4 protein-coding genes are annotated in these 26,562 nt (G+C 73.7%); all 4 read right to left on the bottom strand.

Annotated features, from left to right (window positions below; all coding sequences use genetic code 11):
- Positions 1-41 precede the first annotated feature (41 nt).
- Positions 42-4,952 carry a beta-ketoacyl synthase N-terminal-like domain-containing protein gene (locus ACMA1D_RS26090; RefSeq protein WP_414726447.1) on the bottom strand — a complete coding sequence of 1,637 codons (4,911 nt, stop codon included), beginning with the start codon at positions 4,950-4,952 and terminating at the stop codon, positions 42-44.
- A complete protein-coding gene (locus tag ACMA1D_RS26085) occupies positions 4,949-13,519 on the bottom strand; it encodes an SDR family NAD(P)-dependent oxidoreductase (protein ID WP_414726446.1) in 8,571 nt (2,856 codons plus the stop codon). The genes ACMA1D_RS26090 and ACMA1D_RS26085 overlap by 4 nt, the downstream gene beginning before the upstream one ends.
- An 8-nt stretch (positions 13,520-13,527) precedes the next feature.
- Positions 13,528-25,467 (bottom strand): SDR family NAD(P)-dependent oxidoreductase, encoded by an 11,940-nt coding sequence (locus ACMA1D_RS26080; protein WP_414726445.1) that lies wholly within the window; start codon positions 25,465-25,467, stop codon positions 13,528-13,530.
- Positions 25,468-25,471: 4 nt separating this feature from the next.
- The coding region (locus tag ACMA1D_RS26075; protein ID WP_414726444.1) for a phosphopantetheine-binding protein at positions 25,472-26,562 on the bottom strand (1,091 nt) is incomplete at its 5' end.

The following is a 26,562-nucleotide window of genomic DNA, read 5'->3' as shown; positions in this document are numbered from 1 at the left end:
ACTGTCTCTCCTTGTGTTCACGTACCCGTCACTTCTGCCGCTCACGACTGGCCCACCGCGCTCAGCAGCTCCTGCTTGATGATGGCCAGCAGCCTGGCCTGTGACTGGTGCGCGTCGATGAACTGGTGGTCGCCCGCCATGGTGTGCAGGCGGAAGGGACCGCTGGTCAGTCCCTCCCACAGCTTGACCTCCTCCGATGCCACCCAGTCGTCCACGCCGTGGAAGGCCGTGATCGGGGTGGTGAAGGTCTCCGCCGGGTCGTAGGTGTACCGGTCGATGAGGCTACAGGCGGCGAGCAGCTGCGGCAGCGTGGCCCGCGTCTCCACCTCGCCGTAGTCCCACGCCTCGCCGTAGGCGCGGACGACGACCTCGACGGCGTCCGCGTCGTGCCGGATCTCCTCGTAGGTGGGGATCCGCTTCATGCCGTTCTGTACGAGCACGTCCAGGATGTTCTGGATGCTGGGGTTCGGGCCGCTGGGGGCGGCGAAGCCCGAGACGAACGTCTTGACCAGGTCGACGCCCGGGTTGAGGCCGAGCCGGTGTGAGAGCCGGAACGAGAAGAGCGCGCCCCAACTGTGCCCGAAGGTGGCGCAGGGGATGTCGAACAGGCCCGGGTCCACGACGCGTTCCATGGTCCGCATGAAGGCGTCGAGGTCGGACGGCGCCCGCTCGTCCAGCCGCTTGGTGTCCATGCCGGGCAGCTTGACCGCGCACACGTCGACCTCGGGGCCGAGTTGGTCGCGCCAACTGTCGAAGAGGTCGGCGTCCCGGTAGCCGTTGGGGAAGCAGAACAGCCGCACCTTGGCGTCGGGCCGCGGCTCGTAGGCGTGGATCCAGTGCGCCGGGGTGAGGTCGTCGTCGTACGGCTTGGTCTGCGTGGCGCGCTGACCGCTGCCGCCGGGGAGCAGGTCCATCAGGTTGGTGGCGAGGTCGCGCAGGGTGTCGCTCTGCACCAGGTCCGCGAAGGAGATGTCCACCGAGAGCAGCGTGCCGGTCTTGTGGAAGAAGCGCAGGCCGGTCATCGAGTCCAGGCCGAAGTCGCCCATCGGCTGGTCCGGGTCCACCTCGTCCGGCTCCATCTCCAGGATGTGCGCCAGCAGCCGGCCCAGATACTCCATGATCATTTCCTGCTTGCGCTCGGCACCCGCGTAGCCGTAGCGCTGGAGGAAGTCCCGGTCCTCGCCCTCCTTCTCCAGGGTGGCGGCGTCCATCATGGCCTTGAGTTCGCCGAGCTTCTTCTCGTCGAACTCCTTCAGCCTGATGTGACCGACCGAGGCCACGGTGGCGCCGGAGCGGGCCACCACCCGGAAGCTGCCGGTGACCTCCTTGCGGTCCGCGTCGAAGTCGGGCATCGAGACCGAGGCGAACAGCCCGTCGGGGCCGGGTCCCGGCCGCAGCACGACCTCGTCCATCTCGGCCACCATGTACTTGCGCCCGCTCGGGGTGCGCTCCAGGACCACGTAGTTGCAGGTCTGGGCACAACTGTCCAGGACGCCGGGGTGGAAGCCGAGCGCGTAGTCGCGGCGGCCGGTCTCGCCCTCGGGTCCCGCGAAGTTGACGAGCACTTCGGTCTTGTCCCGCCACCAGGCGCCGTCCACGTAGCGCACGGCGGGGCCGAAGTAGAAGCCGCGGTCCTGCTCCAGCGGCTCGTAGAACTCCTCGCGCGGCACCTTGCGCTCGCTGGCGCGCTGGATGGCCGGTACGTCCAGCGGGGCGGCGTCGGGGAGCGCGGCGGCGTCCACCGGGGCGACGACGCCGTGCACGTTCAGGCTCCACTGGGCGGCGTCGGCGGCCTTGCTGTGGAACTGGAAGTCGAAGGAGCCCTCGCCGTCCTCGCGCGGGTCGAGGACGAGCAGCACCTCCTTGGTCTCCTCGGCGAAGACCATGATGGGCGTGGAGAAGCGCATCTCACGGATGCGGCACAGCGCGCCCGGGTGCCGCTCGGCCAGTACGGCGCGCAGCATCTCCAGGTAGTAACCCACGTGCACCACGCCGGAGTTGTCGACCAGCTCGGGGAAGTTCTGGTGCGCGAAGGTGTAGCGGTACTGCTTCTGCTTGACGGGCAGGCCCAGCTCCTCGCCGTGCAGCCCCTCCCGGCTGAGCCGGCCGGCCAGCCCGTCGGTCGCCGGGTCGGCGGTGGTGTGGGCGAGCCAGTGGCGGGTCTGCTCGAAGGGGTAGTTGGGCAGCATGACCTTGCGCCGGCCCTGGTCCGCGTAGTGCTGCTGCCAGGACAGTTCGGAGCCGAGGCAGGAGAGCCTGGCCAGTGCGTGCAGCAGGGTCGGCAGGGCGGGTCCTTCTTCGGCCAGCCGCAGCACCACCACGTCCTGGCGCTCCAGCACCTCCGCGGTGCGGGGCGCGCCGAACTCCACGAAGAAGCGGTAGCCCTGGTCGTACAGCTCGCGCAGGCCCTCCTCGTAGCGGATCGGCGCGGTCAGCGCGTTGTCGCGGAAGTCGGCGCGCAGGGCCTCCGGATTGTGGCTGGTCTGAAGGGTGTGCGGCGACTGGTAGCGGCTGCCGGGCTGCTGGTACGCGGCGGCGGTGACGGTCTGCTGCCAGGCGGCGGCCCGCGTCGCGTAGCCGGCCGATGGCCAGGTGCCGTCCCGCTCCTCGGTGATCTCGGCGCCGGCGCCGGCGAGTGCCTCGGTGACCTGCTTGAGCGCGCCCGGGGCGCCGGAGAGCACCCGCTCGGTGGGCCCGTAGACGGCCGAGAGGTGGGCCTGGCCCTGCCAGTCCCGCATGACGCCGTCGAACTGTTCGCGGCCGAGCACCACCCGGGCGAAGGCGACCGGTTCGCCGGAGCGGCGGGCGGCGTCCAGGGCCAGGTGGTGCGCGACGGCCGCGTCCAGGGTGAGGACGCCGGAGACCACGGCGGCCACCAGGGAACCGGTGCGCTCGCCGAAGGTGATCTCGGGGAGCACGCCGTAGGAGGCGAGCAGCTTGCTCAGCGCGTACTCGGCGGCGAACAGCCACGCCTCGCCCGCCCGGGCGTCGGCCGGCTCGGCGCCCGGCCGGGTGAGCTCGGCGAGTTGCGGGCCGCAGACCGCGTCGAAGTGGGCCAGGCACTCGGCGAGCGCCGCGTGGAAGACCGGGAAGGAGGCGGCCAGGCTGCGGGCGACGGCGAAGGTGTGCCCGGCGTCGCCGTGGAAGAGGAAGGCCAACTTGGGTTGGATCTTCTCGTCCGTCTGGGCGGCGAAGGCCCGCCCGTCGGCGTGCGTGGTGAACAGGGTGCGCTTGGCGTTCCATCGGTCCCGGCCGTGGCTGCTGCCGAGGATCACCGAGGTGTCCGAGTAGAGCGTCCGGTCCTTCTCGTACGCCGTGAGCACCGCGTCGAAGCCGGCGCGCAGTTCGGCCACCGTGCTACCGAGGAAGACCGCGCGGTGGGTGAAGGCGGTGCGGCAGGCGTTGGCCGTGTAGCTCAGGTCCTCCACCGACAGGTCGGGGTGGTCGGCGAGGTGGGCGTCGAACCGGCGGATCTGCCGGACCAGCTTCTCCTCGTCGGTGGCGCTGACGGTGAACAGCGAGGCGTCGTGCGCCGGGCGGCCGTCGGCGGCTGCCGGGGCCGGCGCGGGCTGCGGGGCCTCGCCGAGCACCAGGTGCGCGTTGGTGCCGCTGAAGCCGAAGGAGCTGATGGCGGCGTACCGCGGCCGGTCCGGGGTGGCCGGCCAGTCGGTGAGGGCCTGCGGGAAGGTGAACGAGTCCTTGAGCGGCAGCAGCCGCGGGTTGAGCTCACTCAGCCCGGCGATGGGCGGTATCTGGCCGTGGTGCAGGCACAGCACGGTCTTGATCAGGCTGGCGATGCCGGCGCCGGCCTCCAGGTGGCCGATGTTGGCCTTGACCGCGCCGAGCGTCAGCGGCCGGGACGCGTGCCCGTACACGTGGTGGATGGCGTCGATCTCGATCGGGTCGCCGAGCAGGGTGCCGGTGCCGTGCGTCTCCAGGTAGTCGACGCTCTCGGCACTCACCCCGGCGTTCTCCAACGCGCGGGCCAGGACGGCCTTTTGGGCGCGGCCGTTGGGCATGGTCAGCCCGGTGCTCTCGCCGTCGTTGTTGACCGCGCCGCCGCGGATGACGGCGTAGACGGTGTCGCCGTCGCGCTGGGCGTCGGCGAGTCGCTTGAGGACGACCATGCCGACGCCCTCGCCGCGCCCGTAGCCGTCGGCCGAGGCGTCGAAGGGCTTGGACCTGCCGTCCGCGGCCAGGGCGTTCATCATGCACAGCGACGCCATCACACCCGGCGCGAGCATCATGTTCACGCCGCCGGCCAGCGCCGTGTCGCACTCGCCGCGGCGCAGCGCGTCGACCGCGAGCTGCGGGCCGACCAGCGAGGAGGAGCAGGCGGTGTCCACCGAGAGGGCCGGGCCGTTCCAACCGAAGGCGTAGGAGACGCGCCCGGAGGCGATGCTGGAGGTGGTGCCGGTGCCGATGTACTCGTTCACATCGGCGGAGTCGCGGACCAGTTGGGCGTACTCGGAGTTGCTGGAGATGCCGATGTACACACCCGTCGCGCTGCCGCGCATCTGCTCCGGGTGTTGGCCGGCGTTCTCCAGCGCCTCCCAGCAGACCTCAAGCAGTTGCCGCTGCTGGGGGTCCATGGCATTGGCTTCCAGCGGCGAGATCTTGAAGAAGCGGGCGTCGAAGGAGGCCACGTCGCGGTCGAGGAAGTTGCTCTGCCGGATGTACATCTTGCCGGGCTTGCCGGGTGTGGGGTCGTAGTGCTCCTGGACCGGCCAGCGGTCATCCGGCACCTCGCGGACCCCGATGCCCGCCTCGCACAGGAAGTCCCAGAACCGCTCGGGGGTGTCGCAGCCGCCGGGGAAGCGGCAGGCCATGCCGACCACGGCGATGGGCTCCTGGGCCGACTTGCGGGCCCGGTCCAACTGGCGGCGCAGGTTCTGGATCGTCAGGACTGACTGTTTCAGTACCTCGGTGGTGCTGTTCTTGTGCTCACTCATGAAACATCCAGCCCCTCGTTCTCACTCAGCTCGATTTCCTTCCGCAGCAGGGCGACGAGGTCGTCCTCGCCCATGCCGTCGAGGTCGGACGGTGCGTCGCCAACGTCACCGAGGTCGCCCAGGGCCACGACGGCGGACGCCACGTCGGCCACGGTGTCCGCCCCCGCGGGGGCGGCGTCGCCGGACGCGTCCGGTACCCGCGCGCCGGCCGGCACCGCGGCGGGCTGCACGGCCACCCGGCCGATCGGCAGCGTCGCCGCGATGTCGCCTTCCGGGACGCCCAGCATGCGGGTGACCTTCGCGATGTCGCCCTTGACCGTGACGACCTGCGGGTGGGCCAGGCCGACGCTGGTACGCAGCGCCTGCCAGCCCTCGGGGCCGTCGAGGACGACGGTGCCCAGTGTGTTGCGCATCCAGGTCAGCACGGTCTCGCTGGTCTCCATGCCGCCGGTGCGCCAGAAGGACCAGTTCAGCGAGAGCGTGTGACCGGGGCGCTCGCCGCGTTCGCACTGCTTGGTGCGGTACTCGGCGAAGGCGTCCAGATAGCTGTTGGCGAAGCAGTAGTCGCTCTGCCCGAAGTTGCCGAGCACGGCCGCCAGCGAGGAGAACATCACGAAGCACTCCAGCGGCTCCGTGCGCAGCGCCTCGTCCAGGTAGCGGGTGCCGAGCACCTTGGCCCGGAAGACCTCGGCCATCTCCTCGGGCCGCTTGTGCTGGAGGGCCCCGTCGCGCAGCGCGCCGGCCGAGTGGATCAGTCCGGTGATCGGGCCGAACCGCTCGCGCACCGTGTCGACCAGGTCGGCGACGGCCCGCCGGTCGCCGATGTCGGCCCGCAGGTAGACCGCCTCGGCGCCGTCCCGGCTCCAGGAGGCGAGCTCGGCGAGCTTGTCCTGATCGGCCTCGCGCCGGCCGACCAGGACCACCTTGGCCCCGAACTCCTCGCACAGGTAGCGGCCGAAGATGCCGGCCAGGCCGCCGGGGCCGCCGGTGATGAGGTAGACCCCTCCGGTACGGAACCTGGGCTCGGCCCGCTCGATCTCGCCGGCCGGCACCGGGTGGAAGCAGCGGGTCCAGCGGCGCTTGCCGTTGTGCCGCAGCTCCACGTCCTGGTCGGGCTGGGTGAACTCGGCCAGCAGCGCTGCGGCCACCCGGGCCCGGCTGAGGTTGGCGCGGGTGAACTCGACGGTCTTGTAGACCAGCAGCGGGTTCTCCATCCGGGCGGCCCGCATGAAGCCACCGACGCCCTGGTGCTCGGGGGCTGCGGCCCCGTTGCGCGAGGAGTAGGCGGACACCAGGCGGACCTGCTGCCCGGCCAGCTTGGCCAGGACGGCCTGGCTGAGGGCGGTCAGCGCGTACACGCCCTGCTGGAGGCCGGCCTCGACGCGGCCCGGGTCGGTCTCGGCGTTGCCTGCCGACCAGTGGTGGATGATGCGGTCGACGGTGAGGCCGCGCTCGGCGAGGGTGTCGAGCAGTTGCTCGTAGTCGGCGCGCTCGCCGGGGGCGAGTTCGAACTCGTCCTTGCCGACGGCGCGGAACCCGCTGCCCGGGCGGACCAGCACCACCCGGGCGGGGCGGCGGCTGGCCGGCAGGGCGAGCAGGGCGGCGCGCAGCTTGTCGCCGGTGTCCAGGAGGACGACGGTGCCGCCGGCGGTGACCGTCGCGGTGCTGGTGGTCTCGGCCCAGTCGCGGGTGAACAGCCACACCGGGGCGTCCGTGTCGGCCTCGGCCTGCGGGGCGGGCGCGGGTGCCTGGCCGGCGTCCACCCGGATCGCGCCGTCCTGGTCGAGCAGGCCGAGCACGTACGCGGCGACGTCCTGGATCGTTGGGTAGTTGAAGATGAGTTGCAGGTCCAGGCTCTGCCCGAAGAGCTGCTCCAGCAGGTTGTGGAGCTGGGTGGAGGTGATGGAGTCCATGCCGAGCTCGAAGAAGCCCCGGTCGGTCTCGGGCAGTTGGCCGTCGGCGAAGCCGAGCAGGGTGGCCACCCGGTGCTGGAGGTACTCCGTCATCAGGCCCTGGCGCTCGTTGGGGAACGCCTCGGCGAGTTGGCCGATGAACGCCCGGTCCACGCCGCCGGTCTCGGCCGCGGCTTCGGCCGGCGCGGCGGTCTGCGGTGCCGTCGCGGTGACGCGCACCGCGCCGGAGTAGAGCCAGTGGGTGTCGCGCTCGAACGGGTAGCCGGGCAGCGGGACGCGGCGCCCCCGGCCCTGCGTCCACAGCGCCGCGAGGTCGTCGTCCTCGCCGCTGAGCCAGCGCCGGCCGGCCGCGTCCAACCGGTCCAGCGCGGCGGTGCCCGCGCCGTCGGCGAGGAACGCCTTGAGCTGGTCGGCCAGGTCGGCGTGGGTGGCGGCGCGGAAGGCGATCCGCTCCCGCAGCGGCCGGCGGCCGGTGTGCAGCGTGAAGGCCAGGTCGGCGAGGGCGGGCAGGTCGCCGGGGGCCGTGCCGTCCACGAAGGCGTGCAGGGCGCTGGCGTAGCGGGTCAGGGCCTCGGGGGTACGGGCGGAGAGCGGGACCAGCCACGGGCCGTGGCCAGCGGTGGGCGCCGCCGGCTGGGCCGCGTACTCCTCAAGGACCAGGTGGACGTTGACGCCGCCGACGCCGAAGGAGCTGATGCCGGCGCGGCGCGGCTGGCCCTGCGGGGGTTGCCAGGGTGCGCCGTCGAGCTGCACCCGGAAGGGGGTGCGGTCGAAGTCGATCTCCGGGTTGAGGCGTTCGGAGTTGAGTCGGCTGGGGAAGAGCTGGCCCGTGCGCATCTGGAGCAGCACCTTGGTGAGCTGCGAGATGCCGGCGGCGGCCTCCAAGTGGCCGATGTTGGACTTCACCGAGCCGATGGCGCAGTGCCGGCCGTCCTCGGGGAAGCCGTCGAACGCGGTGGCCAGCGCCTCGATCTCGATGCTGTCGCCGAGCGAGGTGCCGGTGCCGTGCGCCTCCAGGTAGCTGATGCTGCCGGGTTCGACGCCGGCCCGGGTGAGCGCGGTGCGCACCACCTCGGCCTGGGCGACCGGGTTGGGCACCGTGTAGCCGTTGGTCTTGCCGCCGTGGTTGACGGCGGTGCCCTTGATGACGCCGTGGATGTGGTCGCCGTCGGCCTCGGCCTTGGCGAGCGGCTTGAGGAGGACGGCGCCGACGCCCTCGCCCGGTACGTAGCCGTTGCCGCCCTCGCCGAAGCTCTTGCAGTGCCCGTCGACGGAGAGGAAGTTGAACATGCCGAGCGTCAGGTACTTGCTCGGGTGCAGGCTGAGGTTGACCCCGCCCGCGATGGCGGCGTCGCACTCGCCGTGCCGCAGCGCCTCGCAGGCCAGGTGGATGGCGTACAGCGAGGAGGAGCAGGCGGTGTCCACGACCAGGCTGGGGCCGCGCAGGTTGAGCAGGTAGGAGACGCGGTTGGCGACCGAGTAGAGCTGGGAGTCGATCGGCACGTCCTTGCCGGCGGCCAGGTCGGCTGCGCCGTACAGGCCGTACTCGTTGAAGGTGACGCCCGCGAAGACGGCGACGTTGCCGCGCCGGTCGCCCGCGTTCGGGTCGGCGAAGGACTCGGGGGTGTAGCCGGCGTCCTCCAGGCAGTGCCAGACGGCCTCCACGAACAGCCGCTCCTGCGGGTCCATGTAGGCGGCGGCGTTGGGCGCCAGGTTGAAGAATCCGGGGTCGAAGGCGAGCGCGTCATCGAGGAAGCCGCCCCAGCGGCAGGCCAGGTCGGGGTAGTCCCGGTGGTCCCAGCGCTCGGTGGGGATCTCGGTGATGGCGTCCCGGCCCGCGGCCAGGTTGGCGGCGAACTCCGCCAGCGTGGGCGCCTGCGGGTACCGGCCGCTCAGGCCCACGATGGCGATGTCACCGACCGCGGTCGGGATGGGCGCTGCGGCAGCCGCGACGGGGGCTGCCGCGGCCTGGGCGCCGGGCGCGGGGTGGACCGTCGCCGCGGGCCGGGCCGGTGTGCTCGGGGCCGGCGCGCTCTGGGCCGTCGCGGGCGCGCCCTTCGTCGCGGCCAGGTGCCGGGCCAGCGACTCCAGGTCCTTGTAGGTGAACAGCAGTGAGGTGGGCAGCGGCCCGTAGTGCGCTTCCAGTGCCCGGTTGAGCTGGGTGATGCGCACCGAGTCGACGCCGTAGTCCTCGAACGTGGTCTGCGGCTTCAGCCGGCCGACCGGGATCTTCAGCACGTCCGAGAAGCAGCGCTTGACGTCGTCGAGCACGGCGACGTACAGGGCGTCGCCGGTGAGCTGTGCGGCCGGGGCGGGCGCCGGGGCGGCGGCCAGTGCGGGGGCGGCGGGGGCTGCCGGCAGCGCGGGGGCGGCGGCCGGTGCGAGGGCCGGCCGGCCCGTCGCGGCGCCCGGCGTGGCGGTCTGCACCAGCGGGTCCTGCGGGCCGACGGGGACGATCCAGTGCACCTCGCGCGCGAAGGCGTAGGTCGGCAGCGGCACCCGGCGGCGCCGCTGCCCCTCCCACAGCGCGGACCAGTCGGCCTCGGCGCCCATGACCCACATGTCGGCGGTCTCGTCCAGCCGGCCCTCGGTCAGCAACTGCCGGGTGTACTTGAGCGTCACGTCGTGCCGCAGCAACGAGTTGAGGCGACGGTCGTGGTTCTCGGTGGAGCCGAACCACACGCCGGGCGCGTCCGTGCGCCGCTCCAGGTAGGCGCGCAGCCCCCGGCGCAGTTCGGCCAGGTCGGCGGCGCGCACCGCCAGGCGTTCGGCCATCGCCTCGCGCCCGGTCTGGAGGGTGCACGCCAGGTCGGCGAGGGAGATCTCGGCGGCGGGGGTCGCCGTGGCGGGGGCGGTCGCGGTGGGCGCCGCGGCGGCCGGCTGCGGGCCGTGGAGCGCGGCCAGGTGGGCGGCGGTGCGGGCGACGGTGGGCTGCTCGTGCAGCACCTCGGCCGGGAAGGCGAACCCGAGCTCCTCCTGCAACTGCTCGTGGCAGGCGGCCAGTTCGTAGGCGCCAAGGCCCTGGTCGGCGTACGGCTCGTCGTCGTCGATGTCGGCCGGCCGCAGTCCGAGCGCGGCGGCGACGGCAGCCCGGGTGTGGGCGTACGCGCTGTCGCGGCTGATCTGCGGGCCGCCCGCGGCGGCGGGGGCCGCCCCGGTCGCGGGCCGCTCCTCGTCGCCGGCCGGGCCCTGCTCCAGGTGGGCCAGCAGCCGCCCGGCGGCCTCCGTCAGGCCCTCTTCCTGCTGGGCGGAGAGGACGAAGAGGTGTTCCCGGGTGGGCTCGACCGCGGGCTCACCGGCCGCGGGCGCCTCCTCGATGATGAGGTGGGCGTTGGTGCCGCCGGCGCCGAAGGCGCTGATGCCGGCGCGGCGCGGCAGCTCCCGGCCGTCCGCGGCGCGCGGCGGCTGCCAGTCGGCGAGCTGCCGTTGCACGACGAACGGGGTCTGGTCGAAGTCGATCAGCGGGTTGAGCGGGGTGGCGTGCAGCGAGGGCACCAGCTTGCGGTGGCGCAGTTGCAGGATGACCTTGGTGAGCGCGGCGATGCCGGCCGCGGACTCCAGGTGCCCGATGTTGGACTTGACCGAGCCGATCGCGCAGAACTGCCGGTCCGCGGTGGCCTGCCGGTACGCCCTGGTCAGACCGGTGATCTCGATGGGGTCGCCGAGCGCGGTGCCGGTGCCGTGCGCCTCCACGTAGGAGATGGTGCGCGGGTCGACCTGCGCCCGGGCCAGCGCGTCGCCGATCACCTCGGCCTGCGCCTGCGGGTTGGGCACCGAATAGCCGCTGGTGCGCCCGCCCGCGTTGACGGCCGAGCCCTTGATGACGGCGTGCACGTGGTCGCCGTCGGCGATCGCCTTCGCCAGCGGCTTGAGCAGCACCGCGCCGACGCCCTCGCCCGGCACGTAGCCGTCGCCGCCCTCGCCGAACGCCCGGCAGCGGCCGTCGCTGGAGAGGAAGCCGCCCTGGGCGAGCTGGAGGTACTTGGCCGGGTGGGACATCACGTTGACGCCGCCGGCCAGGGCCAGTTCGCACTCGCCGCTGCGGATGGCGGCGCACGCCTGGTGCACGGCGACCAGCGAGGAGGAGCACATGGTGTCGACGGTGACGCTCGGCCCGTGGAAGTCGTAGAAGTAGGAGACGCGGTTGGCGACCGAGGCGTACGAGGAGTTGCCGTTGAGCCAGCCGCCGTACTTGTCGGTGGCCAGGAGCTGGTAGAGGCCGAACATGACGCCGGCGTAGACGCCGACCTTCTTGCCGGCCAGCGAGCCGGGGGCGTAGCCGGCGTCCTCGATGACCTGCCAGGAGGTTTCGAGGAACAGCCGCTCCTGCGGGTCGAGGAACTCCGCCTCGACCGGCGGGATGTTGAAGAACAGCGGGTCGAAGAGCTCCACGCCCTCCACGAAGCCGCCCCACTTGCCGTACGAGGCGCCGGGCTTGCCCTTCTCCGGATCGTAGAGCGGGCCGTGGTCCCAGCGGCGGGGCGGGACCTCGGTGACCGCGTCGACGCCGTCGCGCAGGTTCTCCCAGAACGCGGCCAGGTCGGCGGCCTGCGGGTAGCGGCCGGCCAGGCCGATGATGGCGATGTCCTGGTCGGCGGCGGGCTGCACGGGGGCGCCGGGCTGCACCGCGCCGGTGCCCTGCGGGTGCTCGACGCGGGCAGCGGGCTGCTGGGCGACCGGCTGCTGGGCGGCAGGGGCCGGCAGGCCGGCGGGGGGCCGCTCGGCCCGGCCGCGCGCCTGGAGCAGCGCCCACTTGCCCGAGAGCTGCTTGCCGGCCGCGGCGGGCTCGGGTGCGGTGGCGGCCGGCTGCTGGGCCGGCAGGTCGGCGGGGGCCGCCGGAAGCGCCGGGGCCGCCGCCTGGGTCGGCGCGCCGGGGGCCGCGAGGCCGAAGTGGGCACGGAGTTCGGCGCCCTTGGTGCGCACCAGGTGCGCGGTCAGCTCGTCGACGCTGTCGTACTCGAAGAACAGCGTCTTGGACAGCGCCCCGACCTGCTCCTCAAGCTCCTGGGTCATGCTGATGATGAGGATGGACTCCACGCCGTAGCGGCCGAAGGAGGTGTCCGTCCTGATCTCGGAGGCGGGCAGCTTGGTGAAGCGGGCGACCAGGCGCACCAGGTGGTCCCGGGCGCGGCTGCGCAGCACCGGGTCGTCCTCGGCACCGGAGGCGGCTGAGGCACCGGAGGCGCCAGGGGCAGTGGGCGTCGCTCCGGGCGCGGCGGCCGGCGCGGGCTGCGGCGCTGGGGACGCCTGGGTTGCCTGGCCCGCGGGCCAGGACGCCAACAGCTCCCAGGTGCGCGGCTCGCCCTTGACCACCACCACCTGCGGCGCGTCGCCGGCCAGGGCGGTGAAGAAGGCGGCGACGCCGTCGCTGGCGGTCAGCGGGTGCAGCCCGAGTTCGGCCCTGGCCCGCTCCGCCGCGCCGTCGGCGGCGTGCATGGCGCCGCCCTCGCGCCACAGCGGCCAGCCGAGCGAGAGGGTGCGGCCGGCGCGCAGACCGCGCCCGCGCAGCGCCTCGCGCCGGTGGGCGTAGTGGTCCAGATAGGCGTTGGCGAAGCCGTAGTCGGCCTGTCCGAGGTTGCCGAGCGTGCCGGCCAGCGAGGAGAAGAGGACGAAGAAGTCCAACGGTTCGCCGCGCAGCGCCTCGTCCAGCAGGGCCGTGCCGCGCACCTTGGCGGCGAGCACGGCGGTCGCCTCCTCGCGGGTCTTCCTCAACAGGAAGGAGTCCCGGATCACGCCGGCGGAGTGGATGACGCCACTCAGCGGCCCGAACGCGCTGCGGGCCTGGCTGACGAGGGTGGCCACCCCGTCGGCGGTGCTCACGTCGGCCGTCACGTACTGGGCCTGCGCCCCGGCGTCGGCCAGTTCGGCGAGCGCGGCGCGACCCTGCGGGTCCAGCGGGCGGCGCCCCGAAAGGACCAGCCGCACCCGCTCCCGGCGGGCCAGCTCCCGGGCGAAGACCAGCCCGAGGCCGCCGAGACCACCGGTGATCAGGTACGTGCCGCCGGCGCGCAGCGGGCCCGGGCCCACCTGGGCCGCGGCCGGGTCGGGCAGCGCGGCGAGGCGCCGTACGGTACGGCGCTCGCCGTCGTAGCGGATCTCGGCCGCGGCGTCCGACCGGTCGAACTCGGCCAGCAGCAGGGCGGCTGTGGCGTCGGCCGGGCGCGGGGTGAGGGTGATGCCGCGGTAGCGGAAGGCGGGCTGTTCCTGGCCGACGACGCGGGCGAAGGTGCCGACGGCCGCGTACTCGGGGCGCGGGCCTTCCGGCTGCTCGACCGCGGCGTGCAGCAGGCGGACGCCGCCGCTGGGGCGCTCGCCCAGCAGGGCCTGGGTGACCTCCTGGAGCAGGAAGTACTCCTGCTCGGCGGCCCGGGCACCGGCCAGGTCGCCGCCGTCGGCCGCCGGGCCGCGCCAGATCAGGACGCGCTCGGGGAGGCGGCCGGCGCGCAGCGCGGGCACCAGGTCATCGGCGGCGCGCACCACGTGCAGTTCGGCCTGCGCGTCGTGGTGCGCCACGGCCCGGCGGAGCGCCCTTTCGGCCTCGTCATCCGGGGTGAGGGCGAGGATGCGGCCACCCCTGGGGGCGTCGTTCCGCGCGTCGTGCGGTTCGTGGGCGGGCTGCCACTGCGGGGTCCAGTACCGGACGTGCTCGGTCATATCCTCATTCACCTGTTCTCAGCCCCGGTCACGAAGGACTTGAGGGCGTAGTCCTTGACGACCACGAGCGCCTTGCCCGTCAGGTCGGTCAGGGTGATGTCGAAGCGGTCGATCGCGCTGTGGGCCTGGGCCCCGTCGCCGCTGCGGCGCAGGTAGGCCACGCACTCGGCGGGCAGTGGCCCGCGGACGTCCAGGGCGGCCACCGAGAAGGGCAGCAGCAGCCTGGTGCCGGCGGCCGGCTTGGTCGGGCCGCCCATGAGCGCGATCACGGCCTGGAAGGCGCCGTTGACCAGGGCCGGTTGCAGGACGTCGAGCGGGTGCCGGTCGGTCGCCTGGGGCAGTGCGAGTTGGGCGATGGCCTCGCCGTCCCGGAACAGCACCTCCTCGATCACCTGGAACGCGGGCCCGTTGTCCAGGCCGGCGGCGGCCAGCGCCGCGTAGCCCGCGGTCCCGGCGAGCTTGCCCTCGCAGCCGGCGATGACGCCGGACAGGTCGAGCGGCTGCGCCGAGCCGTCCAGGGCGGCGGGCCCGGCGGGCCCGGCGGCGATGTCGATGCGCGCCTCCATGCACACCCGGGCCGCCTGCGGGCCCTCGTCCAGGCCGATCTGGACCAGGACGGAGTCCTCTTCGGGGAAGAGCCGCACCGTCACCTCGACGGGCGCCTCGCCCACCTCGATGGGGTGCCGCCACATCACGTCCCGTACCGAGCGCACCTCCTGTTCCAGGCTGAGCGCCCCGGCCAGCCGCGCCATCTCCAGCGTCACCGAGCCGGGCAGCACCTTCCGGCTGCCGACGCGGTGGCCGTCCAGGAAGGGTTCGCGGCCGGTGAAGGTGGTGGTGTAGCGCTGCTCGAACAGGGACGAGCGGTTGTGGTGCAGCAGCGGGGTGAGGCCGGCCGCGGTGGGCTGGGCCGCGGTGGCGGCCAGCGGGGTGGCCGCGTCGCGGGGGGGCATCCAGTGCCGGGGGCGGGCGAACGGGTAGGTCGGCAGGCTGATCCGGCGCCGTCCCGCGCCGGCGGTCAGCGCCTCCCAGTCCAGGTCCTGGCCGCTCACCCAGGCGGTGAGCAGCGGTTCCAGGTCACCGGCCGCGTACTGGGCGCGTACCGCTTCGGCCGCGGTTCCGCGCTGCGGCGGTACGGGCGTGGTGACGGTGCCGCGGTGGCCGGCCGGGCGGCCGGCCAGGTAGTCGGCCAGGCCCGCTTCGAGGGCGTCCTGGCTGGCGACGACGAAGCCGAGGCGCTCCTCGTGGGCGTCGCGGCCGACCTGGAGGGTGTGGGCGACGTCGGCCAACTCGGCTGCGGTCAGCCGGTGCCGCTGCAACCAGCCGAGCAACCGCTCAGCGACGGTGTGCAGTTGGTCCTCGCGGCGGGCCGACAGCGGCACCAGGACGGGGCCTGCCGCGACCTCGTCCCGGGCCGGCTGGTGCGGCGCCTGGTGTTCGGCGATGACCACGTGGGCGTTGGTGCCGCCGGCGCCGAAGCTGGAGATGCCGGCGACCCGGGGCCCTGCGGCCGGCGCCTGCCAGGGGATGACCTGCTGCGGCACCGTGAAGGGGGTGGCGGCGAAGTCGATCTCCGGGCTGAGCTCCGTCGAGTGCAGTGAGGGCACGATCTCCCGGTGCCGCATCTGGAGCAGCACCTTGCTGATCCCGGCCATGCCGGCGGCGCTCTCGCAGTGGCCGATGTTCGACTTCACCGAGCCCAGGTAGCAGCGGTGCGCGGGATCGGCGCCGAACGCCTTGGTCAGCGCGGAGACCTCGATCGGGTCGCCGAGCCGGGTGCCGGTGCCGTGCGCCTCCACGTAGGAGACCTGTTCCGGTGCCACTCCGGCGCGCTCAAGCGCGCGCTGGATGACGGCGGTCTGGGCGTGCGGGTTGGGCACCGTGTAGCCGTTGGTCTTGCCGTCGTGGCTGACCGCGGTGCCCTTGATGACGCCGTAGACGTGGTCGCCGTCGGCGATCGCCTTCGCCAGCGGCTTGAGCAGGACGGCGCCCACGCCCTCACCGGGCACGTAGCCGTCGCCGCCGGTGCCGAAGGACTCGCAGCGTCCGCGGGTGGAGGCGAAGTGGTGCTTGCCCAGCATCAGGAACTTGTTGGGGTGCAGGGACAGGTTGACGCCACCGGCCACGGCCAGTTCGCACTCGCCCGAGGTGAGGCTCTGGGCGGCCAGGTGCAGGGCGACCAGCGACGAGGAGCACATGGTGTCGACGGCCAGGCTGGGCCCGTGGAAGCCGTACTGGTAGGAGACCCGGTTGGCGATGGAGGCGGCGCTGCCGTTGAGGGTGATCATCTCGCCGCGCAGTTGCTGCTGGGCCGCGTAGAGCTGGTACTCCTCGTACATCACACCCACGTACACGCCCACCGGCCGCCCGGTCAGCGACCGCTTGCTGTAGCCGGCGTCCTCCAGGCTGTGGTGGACGCACTCCAGGAAGATCCGCTCCTGGGGGTCCATCACCTCGGCCTCGCCGGGCGAGATGTTGAAGAACAGCGAGTCGAAGGCGGTCGCCTCGTCGACGAAGCCGCCCCAGCGGGCGTAGGTGCGGTCCCCGCGGCCGTGCTCGGGGTTGAGGTAGGGCGCGTGGTCCCAGCGGTCGGCGGGGATCTCGGTGATGGAGTCCCGGCCCTGGCGCAGGTTGGTCCACAGTTCGGCGATGTCGCCGGCCTGTGCGTAGCGGCCGGCGAGCCCGATGATGGCGACGTCCAGGGCGCCGGTGTCGGCCGCCGGCCGGTCCTGGCCCACCGGTTGCGCGGTGGCGCGGCCCCAGCCGGCGGGCCAGGTGGCCGGCAGACTGACGCCCTGCGCCGCGCCGGCGGCCCTCGCGCCGGTGGCCGCTGCGGTGGCGGCCGGTGCGGGGACGGCCGGTGCGGGGACGGCGGGGGCCGCCGCGACGGGCGCGACGAGCTGCGCGACCTGCTGGGGGTGGCTGGCCGTGAGGGACTCGGCCAGCTCCTGCACCGTCTGGTTCTCGAAGAAGATCGTCTTCGGCAGCGGGCCGAAGTGCTGTTCCAACTGCTGGGTGAGGTTGATGATCAGCACCGAGTCGATGCCGTAGTTCTCCAGCGGTACGTACGCGTCCACGCGGGCCGCGTCGAGCTTGATCTCCTCGGCGACGACGCCCTTGAGGAAGGCGGCCAGCGCTTCGGTGTGGTCGCCGGTGTCGGCCGCGGTCGGCTCCGGCGCGGTGGCGGGCTCGGGTGCGGTCTGCGGGGTGTTGGCGGTCTGGGCCCGCAGGTAGCCGCGGAGCTTGTCGGCGTCGCCGACCAGCGGCAGCACCTGGCTCTCGCCGGTGGCCACGCACGCGGCGAGGACGGCGAGGCCGGTGGCCCGGTCCAGGACGGCGAGGCCCGCGGCGTCGGCCGCGACCTGGGTCTGCTGGGCGCTGAGCGCCATGCCGCCGTCCTGCCAGAGCTGCCAGTTGATCGACAGCGTCCGGCCCTGGCGTTCGCCGCGGGCCACCCGTTCGGCGCGGCGGGCCGCGAAGTGGTCCATGAAGGCGTTGCCGGCCGCGTAGTCGGCCTGCCCCGCGTTGCCCAGGGCGCCGGCCGCGGACGAGAAGAGCAGGAAGAACTCCAGCGGCGCGGTGCTGGTGGCCTCGTCGATGGCGAGCAGCCCGGCCGTCTTGGCCGGCAGCACGGCCCGTACGTCATCGGCGCTCTTGCCGGTGAGCAACCGGTCACGGGTGACGCCCGCGCAGTGCAGGACGCCGTGCAGCGCGCCGTGCGCCGCGGTGGTACGGGCCACCAGGTCGCGGCAGGCCGCCGCGTCGCTGACGTCGGTCTGCGCGTACTCGACCAGCGCGCCGCGGGCCCGTAGCCGCTCGACGGCGGCTTCGGTACGGGCGCCGGGCGCCGAGCGGCCGGTGAGGACCAGGCGCGGTGCGGTGACGCTGCCGGCGATCTCCTCGGCGAGCAGCAGGCCGAGCCCGCCGGCGCCGCCGGTGATCAGGTAGACCCCGCCGTCGCGCCACAGCGGGGCTTCGGTGCGGGCCGGGGTGGCCAGTTCGGTCCACTCGCGGACGGCGCGCCGGGCGCCTGCGGTGTGCCGGACGATCTGGTCGGTGGGCCAGGCGCGTTCGGCGCGCAGCCGCTCGGCGAGGGCGGCCGGCTGCGGCCGGTCGGTGGACCACAGGAGTTGCACGCTGGCGGCCGGGTGCTCGCTGCCGAGCGTCTGGAGCAGCCCGGCGAGGCCGAGCGCCGCCTCGTCCGCCCCGGTGTCGTCGGCCACGACCTGCACCAGCAGGCGCTGCTTGCGGCCGTCGTGCAGGAGAGTGGCCGCCTCGGCGACCAGCGCGATGACGTGGTCCTGGTAGCGGTCGGCGGGCAGGGCCGCGTCCGAGGTGAGGGCGCGCACCTCGGCATCGGGCAACAGCCTTGCCAGGTCGGTGAGTTGGCCGGCCGCGGGGTCGCGTACCAGCACCACCCACCGGTCGAAGTGGGCCCGTTCCCGCGACGCCGACAGCTCCTGCGGGCGCCAGCGGGGGGCGAACAGCAGCCGCGCGGGGGCGCCGCCGGCCGCCGTCTCAAAGGTGAAGCGCTTGAACGCCACCTGGTCCAGGCGGACCGCGACGCGCCCGGCCTCGTCGCACAGCGTGATGTCGACCTTCTTCAGCCGGTCCCCGCCGCCGGTGGCGGTGGCGGGCCGCAGGTGGGCCCACATCACCGGGGCCAGCGCGCCGCTGACGGTGACGTCCTGGACGGCGAAGGGCAGTTCGGCCGAGTCGCCCGCGGTCTGCGGCAGGGTGTCGGGGTCGTCCGGCAGGGAGAGCGCCAGGGTCGCCTGGAGCGCGGCGTCCAGCAGCGCCGGGTGCAGCGCGTACCGTTCGGCGTCGGCGGCGACGACGGCCGGCAGCCGCAGTGCCACCAGCACCTCGTCGGTGCCCCGGTGGACCGATTCGATGGCCTGGTGGGCGGGCCCGTAGTCGATGCCCATGCGGGTGAACGCGCCGTAGCACCAGGCGCCTTCGACCGCGGGGCGGGTGCAGCGGGCCCGTACCGCGGCCAGGTCGAGCGTGTCGGCCGCCGGCGCGGTTGCGCCGGTGAGGTGGACGCTGCCCTGGCAGTGCACCTCGTCGCTGTGGATGCGGAAGGCGATGGCGTCGGCGTGCTCGCCCGGGGTGAGCGTGACGTGCACGGTGCGCGGCTGGTCGCCGACGGTGCACGGGCGCAGCCACACCACGTCGCGTACCCGCAGGTCGGCCGCGCGGGCCGGCTCGGGCAGGGCGGCGCGCACCGCGGCGAGCGCCATCTCCAGGTAGGCCACGGCGGGCAGCAGCTTCTGACCGCCGACCCGGTGGTCGGTGAGGAAGAACTCGCGGCCGGTGAAGGTGGCGGAGAAGCGCAGCCCCTCCAGCGTGGAGCTGTTGCGGTGCAGCAGCGGGTGGAGCTGGTCGACGGCGGCGCCGGCCGGCCGCGGGTTGGCCGGCCCGGTGACCCAGCAGCGTTCCTTGGCGAACGCGTAGCCGGGCAGCGGCACCCGGCGCAGCGGCCGGCCCTCGTGCAGCAGCGACCAGTCCAGGGCGATGCCCTGGGCCCACAGTTCGGCCACCTTGTCCAGGCGCCGTTCGCGCAGCAGCCCCGCCATCATGTCGGAGTCCTCGAAGAGGCCGACGAGCAGCTTCGACTGACCCTTGGCGCCGCGGCTGTTGCCGGTGTGCACGCGCGGCGAGCCGGTGCCGGCCAGGTACGCCTCCAGGGCGCCGATCAGCCCGCCGAGGTCGTCGGCGACGATCGCGAGCCGCTGTTCCATGGCCTCGCGGCCCTGTTGCAGGGTGTGTGCGACGGCGTCGAGGTCGGCGCCGTCGAAGCGGTCCCTGGCCGCGGCCAGGTGGTGGCCGGCGAGCTCGCGCAGCCGCTCCTCGTCGCGCGCCGAGTAGACGAACAGGTACGGGCCCGCGGGTGCCGCGGCCGGCCGCCGGCGCCGCTCCACGTACTCCTCGACGATCAGGTGGGCGTTGGCGCCGCCGGCGCCGAAGGAGCTGATGCCGGCGCGTCGCGGCTGGTCACCCGGCACCTCCCAGGCGGCCAGTTCCTGCTGGACCACGAAGGGGCTGCGGGCGAAGTCGATGTACGGGTTGAGCGTGGTCGAGTGCAGGGAGGGCGCCAGTTGGCGGTGCTTGAACTGCAACAGGACCTTGGTCAGCGCGGCGACGCCGGCCGCGGACTCCAGGTGGCCGATGTTCGACTTGAGCGAGCCGATCGCGCAGAACCCGGTGTCCTTGGTGTGGTTGCGGAAGGCGTTGGTGAGCGCGGTGATCTCGATCGGGTCGCCGAGCGAGGTGCCGGTGCCGTGCGCCTCGATGTAGGAGAGGGTGCGGGCGTCGACGCCGGCGTCGGCGAGGCCGGCGCGGACCAGGTCGGCCTGCGCGTTGGGATTGGGCACGGTGAAGCCGGTGGTCTTGCCGCCGGCGTTGATCGCGCTGCCCTTGATGACGCCGTAGATGTGGTCGCCGTCGGCGATGGCCCGCTCCAGCGACTTGAGCACGACCGCGCCGACGCCCTCGCCTGGCACGTAGCCGTCGCCGCCCTCGCCGAAGCTGCGGCAGCGGCCGTCGCTGGCGGCGAAGTTGCCCTGGCTGAGCAGGATCAGCTTGTTGGGGTGGATGGTGAGGTTGACGCCGCCGGCGATGACGACGTCGCTCTCCCCGCGGCGGATGCTCTCGCAGCCCAGGTGGATGGTGGTCAGCGACGAGGAGCACATGGTGTCGACGGCCATGCTCGGGCCGTGCAGGTTCATGAAGTACGAGACCCGGTTGGCGATCGCCGCGAACGAGGACGGCACCGGGACCGGCTCGCCCTTGACCTCGCCCTGGAACAGCTCGTACATGCCGTACATGACGCCGACGTAGACGCCGACGCTCTGGTCGGCGAGGCCGGCGCGGGTGTAGCCGGCGTCCTCCACGGCGCGCCAGGCGGTCTGGAGGAAGAGCCTGGCCTGCGGGTCGAGGAAGTCGGCCTCGCCCGGGGAGATGTTGAAGAACAGCGGGTCGAACTGGTCTACGTCGCGCAGGAACCCGCCCCACTTGGCGTACGCCTTGCCGGGGGTGCGGCCCTCGGGCGCGTAGTACTGGCTGTGGTCCCAGCGCTCGCCGGGGACCTCGCGGATGGAGTCGGTGCCGGCGGCCAGGTTGGCCCAGAACTCCTTCAGGGTGTCGGCGTCCGGGTAGCGGCCGTCGACGCCGATGATGGCGATGTCCTGGGCGGCGGGGGCCGGCGCCGGGCGGGTCTGCGCGGCCTGCTGCCAGAAGCGGGCGGGCGCGGGGCGCTCGGCCGCGGGGGCCGGGTTGGCGGCCCCGGGGTGAGCGGTCGCATCCGCTACCGGCTCCGGCGCGGTGTCATCGGCCACTGCGACGGCCGGTCCGCCGAAGAGGCGCTGGACGTCGTCGGCGCGGTCGGCGACGAACCAGTCGGCGAGTTCCTCGATCGTGCCGTACTCGAAGAACAGGGTCTTCGGGAGCTCCCCGAAGTCCTCCTCCATCCGCCGGGTGAGGCTGATCATGATGATCGAGTCGATCCCGAACATCTCGAACTCGTCGCTCGGGTCGATCTTGTCGGCGTCGCTCTTGGTGCGCTCGCTGATGACCTGCGTGAGGTAGCCGATCACCGCCGCGCGGTGGTCGGCGCCGGACGCCGCTCCGCCGTCCGCGGCGCTCGCGGGGCCGGCGGCCGGCGGCTGCCCTGCCGGTGCGCTCTCCCCCGCGGTGTCCTGCCGCGCCCCGTCGGCCGCCGGCTGCGGCACGCCGAAGGTGCGGCGGATGGTCGCCGCATCGCCCGACGCGTAGATCAGGTGCGGGTCCGGCAGGCGCAACGCCTGTTCCAGGGCCCGGCAGCCTTCGGCCGCCGGCAGCGGTGCGATGCCCAGTTGTTCGCGCAGTTGGCGGGCGGCGTCGGGCTCGATGGTCATGCCGCCATCGGCCCAGAACGGCCAGCCGACGGAGACGGTGCGGCCCGAGCGCTGCCCCTGCTGCCGCTGCTGCTCACGCCGGGCCGCGAAGGCGTCCTGGTAGGCGTTGGCGTAGCAGTAGTCGCTCTGGCCGACGTTGCCGAGCACGGCCGACATGGACGAGCAGAGCACGAACAGGTCGAGCTGTTCGTCGCGCAGCGCCTCGTCCAGGTGGCGGGTGCCGTCGATCTTGGGGGCGAGTACGGCGGCCACGTCGGCGGCGGTCTTGTTGCGGATGAAGGCGTCGCGCAGGGTGCCCGCGGCGTGGATCACGCCGTCGATGCGGCCGAAGCGCTCCTTGGCGCGGGCCACCAGCGCGTCGACATCCGCCCGGCGGGAGACGTCGGCCTGTACGTAGAGCGTGTGCGCGCCGGGGAGCGGGGTGTCGCCGAGTTCCCGGCGCCCGGCGAGCACCAGGCGCGCGTCGTAGCGGCGGGCGAGGTGGTCGGCGAAGATCAGGCCGAGCCCGCCGAGGCCACCGGTGATCAGGTAGGTGCCGCCGGTGCGGAAGGCCGGCCCCTCCCCCGCCGCGTCGGCCGTGCGCTGCACGGTGCGCAGCGCCCGCCGGCCGGTGCCGTCCCACCACAGGTCGGTGCTGTCGGCCGGGTCCGCGGCCAACTCCTGGCGCAGCGCGGCGCCGGCGTCGCCGCCGACCGCCAGGCCCACGGTGCGGACCGTGCTGAACCGGTCCTCGCGGGCCAGGCCGCGCAGATAGCCGCCCATGGCGCGGTGCTCGGGCCGCGGCTGCCCGTCGGCGACCGGGTACGCGTACACCAGGTCGACCTGCCACCTGGGAGTGGCGGCGGTCAGCGCGCGGGCCAGGGCGTGCACCGCGTACGGGCCGCTTTCGGCGTCGGTGTCGAGCACCACGATCCGGTCGGGGAGCCGGTCGCGCAGCCGCAGTGCCGCCAACAGCCGTGCGTAGTCGTCCTGTTCGGTCGGGCGGAGGGTGAAGCGGCGCGCGTCGGCGTCGGCGGTGAACTCGCCGCCCACGGTGCCGACGGCGTCGGCATCGGCCAGCAGCGCCGCGAGGCCCGTGAGACCTGCGTCGGCGACGGCTGCGTCACCTGCGGCGTCGGTGCGCAGGACCAGGGTGCGGGCCGGTTCCGCGCCGGTACGGGGCAGGGCCGGGGCGTCCTCCCAGCGCTGGGCGAGGTAGACGGGTTCGGGCCGCTCGGGGCGGCCGACGGAGCGGACGGTGAAGCCGGTGATCTCGGCGACCACCGCCCCGTCCGGGTCGGTGACGGTGACGTCGAAGGAGCGGCTGCCGGGCACGTCGGTGCCGGTCGGGCGCAGGTGCGCGCGGGCCGCTGCGGGCAGCGGCCCGAAGCAGCGGATGCAGTCCACGGCGAACGGCAGGTACACCTCGTCGCCGGTCAGGAACGGCCGGATGGCCTGCCAGGCGCCGTCCAGCAGCGCCGGGTGGAGCACAAACCCCGGGAGGTCCTGGCCGAGTTCGAGGGTGGCGAGCGCGTCGGCCGGCCCGTACGCGATCTCGTGCAGGGTGCGGAAGGCCGGGCCGTAGTGGACGCCGGAGTCCGCGTCCGCGTCCGCGCCCTGCGGGTAGAGCTCGGCGCGGTCGATGCGGGCGGTGCAGCGGGCCCGTACGGCGGCGAGGTCCAGCGGCGGCGGGGTGGTGAGCGGTTCGAAGCCGAGCGTGCCGGTGGCGCACGGGGTGCCGTCGGGGCCTGCGACGTCGAAGCCGGCCGTGTCCCCGGCCGCCGGGAACAGCGTGACCTGCACGGTGTGGTCGATCACCGGGCGGGCCCACAGGACCTCGCTGACCTCGGTGACCTGGCGGCCTGCGGAGAGTTCGCCGGCGGCCCTGGCCAGCTCGACGACCGCGGCGCCCGGCAGCACCGGGCGGCCGTCGACGCGGTGGTCGGCGAGGAAGAACTCGGCGCCGTCGAAGGTGGACCGGAAGCGCTGGTGGGTGAAGTCGGAGACGTTCTGGTGCACCAGCGGGTGCAGCGCGGTGGCCGCCGGGGCCGCGGCCCGCGCCGGCCCTTCGACGAGCGCGCCAGGGCCGGTGGTGGTGACAGCGCCGTCGGTGGTGGCGTCCGGCTGGGCGTACCAGTGGCGCTTCTTCTCGAACGGGTAGGTCGGCAGCGGAATGCGGCGCGGCTGGGAGCCCTGCCAGCTCTGCTCCCAGTCCGTCCTGGCACCGTCCACCCAGGCGTCGCTGGTGGGCTTCTTGGTGGCGCGCCCGCGCGCGGTGTGCGCGCCGGCCTCGCCGACCTGGGCGAAGTGGTCGAGCGCGTCGATGAGCTGCGCCCGGTCCGCGGTGGTGACGGCGAGGCGTTCGCGCAGCGCGTCCCGGCCGGTTTGCAGGGTGTACGCGACGTCGTCCAGGTCCGCTTCGGGGTGGGCGGTGAGGTGGGCGGCGAGGCGGCGGGCCGCGTCCCGCAGTTGCGGCTCGGCCTTGGCGGACAGCACGAAGGTGCGTTCTCGGCCGGCGCCGCGGCCGGGGCGCGCGGGCCGGGCCGTGGTGGGGACGTACTCGTCGACGACGACGTGCGCGTTGGTGCCGCTGAAGCCGAAGGCGCTCAGGCAGGCGCGCAGCGGCGCGCCGGGGGCCGGCTCCCAGGGGCGCGGCTCGGTGCCGACGCGGAACGGGGAGCGCTCGAAGTCGAAGTGCTCGTTGGGCGACTGGACGTGCAGCGTCGGAACCAGCTTGCGGTGCCGCATGGACAGCAGGATCTTGTGCAGCCCGGCGACGCCGGCCGCGGCCGACATGTGGCCCACGTTGGACTTGACCGAGCCGATCGAGCAGAAGTTCCGCTGGTCGGTCCAGGTACGGAAGGCGCTGGCCAGTGCTTCGAGCTCGATCGGGTCGCCGAGCTTGGTGCCGGTGCCGTGCAGTTCGGCGTAGCTGATGGTCGCCGGGTCGATGCCGTGCCGCTCGTAGGCGGCGCGGACCAGTTCGATCTGGCTGCCGAGGTTGGGGGCGGTGATGCCGTTGGTGCGGCCGTCCTGGTTGATGCCGCTGGCGGTGATGACGCCGTGGATCTGGTCGCCCTCGCGCTCGGCGTCGGCCAGCCGCTTGAGGACCACGGCCCCGGCGCCTTCGCCGGGCACGAAGCCGTCGGCGCCGTTGTCGAAGGTCTTGCAGCGGCCGTCCGGGGAGAGCATGCCGGCCGCGCACATGTGCATGTACGACTCGGGGCTCAGGTAGAGCGAGGCGCCGCCGGCCAGCGCCATGTCGATCTCGCCGCGTTGCAGGGCCTGGACGGCCAGGTGCACGCCGACCAGCGAGGACGAGCAGGCCGTGTCGACCGTGAGGGCGGGGCCCTTGAGGTTGAGGAAGTAGGCGAGCCGGCCGGCGGCGATGGCGTTGCTGACGCTGGTGACGCTCGGCAGGTCCTCGCCTTCCTGGAGCGCGTCGTGGCACAGCGTGTAGTAGTCGCTGCTGGCGAGGCCGAGGTAGACGCCGCAGTTGCTGCCGTCCAGGCGCTGGCGCGAGTAGCCGGCGTCTTCGAACGCGCGGTACGCCTCCTCCAGGAAGATGCGGTGCTGCGGGTCCATCATCTCCGCCTCGGAGGGGGAGATCTCGAAGAAGAACGAGTCGAACGCGTCGATGTCGTCGAGCAGCCCCATCCACCGGCAGTAGATGGAGCCCTCCTGACCCACCTTGGGGTCGTAGTAGCGCTCCATGTCCCAGCGGTGCGCGGGGATCTCGCGTACGCCGTCCCGCCCCTGGTCCAGCAACTCCCAGTACTGGTCCAGGTCTTGGGCGGTGGCGTAGCGGCCCGACATGCCGACGACGGCGATCGGGGACGGCCGGGCCGCATCGGCCGCGGGTGCGGGCTGGGTGGGTGCAGGCTGCTGCGCGGAGGCGGCGGCCTGCTGGGTGGGTACGGGCCGCGCCGGCGCGGGCTGCGGGGTCGCGGGGGCCTGCTCGGCGCGGGCGGGCTGCGGTGCGGCGGCGGCCTCGCCCCGCAGCAGCCTGCGGGCCTCGTCGGGGGTCAGCCGCTTCGCACGCAGCGCGGCCAGAATGTCCTGGCGGTTCATCGGCTCATGCCTCCTTGCCCTGGGCGGAAAGGCGGGCCTCGGCCTGCCAGACATCGATCTCGCCCTCGTAGACCTTGGCGAGGACCTCATCGAGGTCGTCGTCGTCCGACGCGGGGAGCTCACCGGCGAGGTAGTCGGCGAACTCCGCGACGTTCGGGTACTGGTAGATCTTCGTCGTACTCACCGACGTCCCGAACTCCGCGTTCACCGCACGAATCCACTCCACGCCGACGACCGAGTCGAGACCGAGCTCGGTGAAGCTGCGGCTCGGGTCGATCTCCTCGACCTCCACGAACAACTCACGCGCCAAGCTCTCCTGCAACGCCTCAAGCAACCCTTCGGCGGCAGCCACGGGGACCTGCCGGACGGCCGGCGCGGGGGCGGGAGCCGGTACGGGCGCCGGCGCCGGCGTTGGTGCGGCGGGTGCAGCCGCCGGCCGGGGTGCCGGGGCGGCCACCGGAGCCGGGGCCGGCGCGGGGGCAGGCGCCGGCTGGGCGGCCGGTGCGACAGCGGCGAGTTCGGCGGCGAGGAAGGCCGCGAACTCCCTGACGTTCGGGTACTGGTAGATCTTCGTCGTACTCACCGAGGTGCCGAACTCGGAGTTGACGGCGCGCACCCACTCCACGCCGACGACCGAGTCCAGACCGAGTTCGGTGAAGCTGCGGTCCGCGTCGATCTCCTCGACCTCCACGAACAACTCACGCGCCAGGCTCTCCTGCAACGCCTCAAGCAACCCTTCCGGCGCACCTTCAGCGGCCGGTCGCGCGTCCGGGGCCGGGGCGACAGGTGTGACGGGGGCGGCCGGCGCGGGGGCCGGTGCGGTTGCTTGCGGGGCCACCCGTGCGACCTCGGGCGCGGCCGGCTCGGGGGCCGGTCGGGTGGCCGGCTGGGCCGCCGGCGCGGAAGCCGCGCCGGCCAGCGGGCGCAGGGTGACTCGCGGTTCGACGGCGAAGGTGGCCGTGTCGGTGCGCGCCATGTCGGCGGCCATCTCGGCCACCGGGCGCAGGCTCACCGAGCCGGCCCGCACCTCGGCCGGGCCTGCCGGCGCTGCCGGTCCCGCCGGCAGGGTGGTCGGAACGGGGCGCGGTCCGGCCG

The sequence above is a fragment of the Streptomyces sp. 796.1 genome (assembly GCF_047525675.1).
In the GTDB taxonomy this organism is placed as follows: Bacteria; Actinomycetota; Actinomycetes; order Streptomycetales; family Streptomycetaceae; genus Streptomyces.
This window is presented reverse-complemented; position numbering and strand designations above follow the sequence as displayed.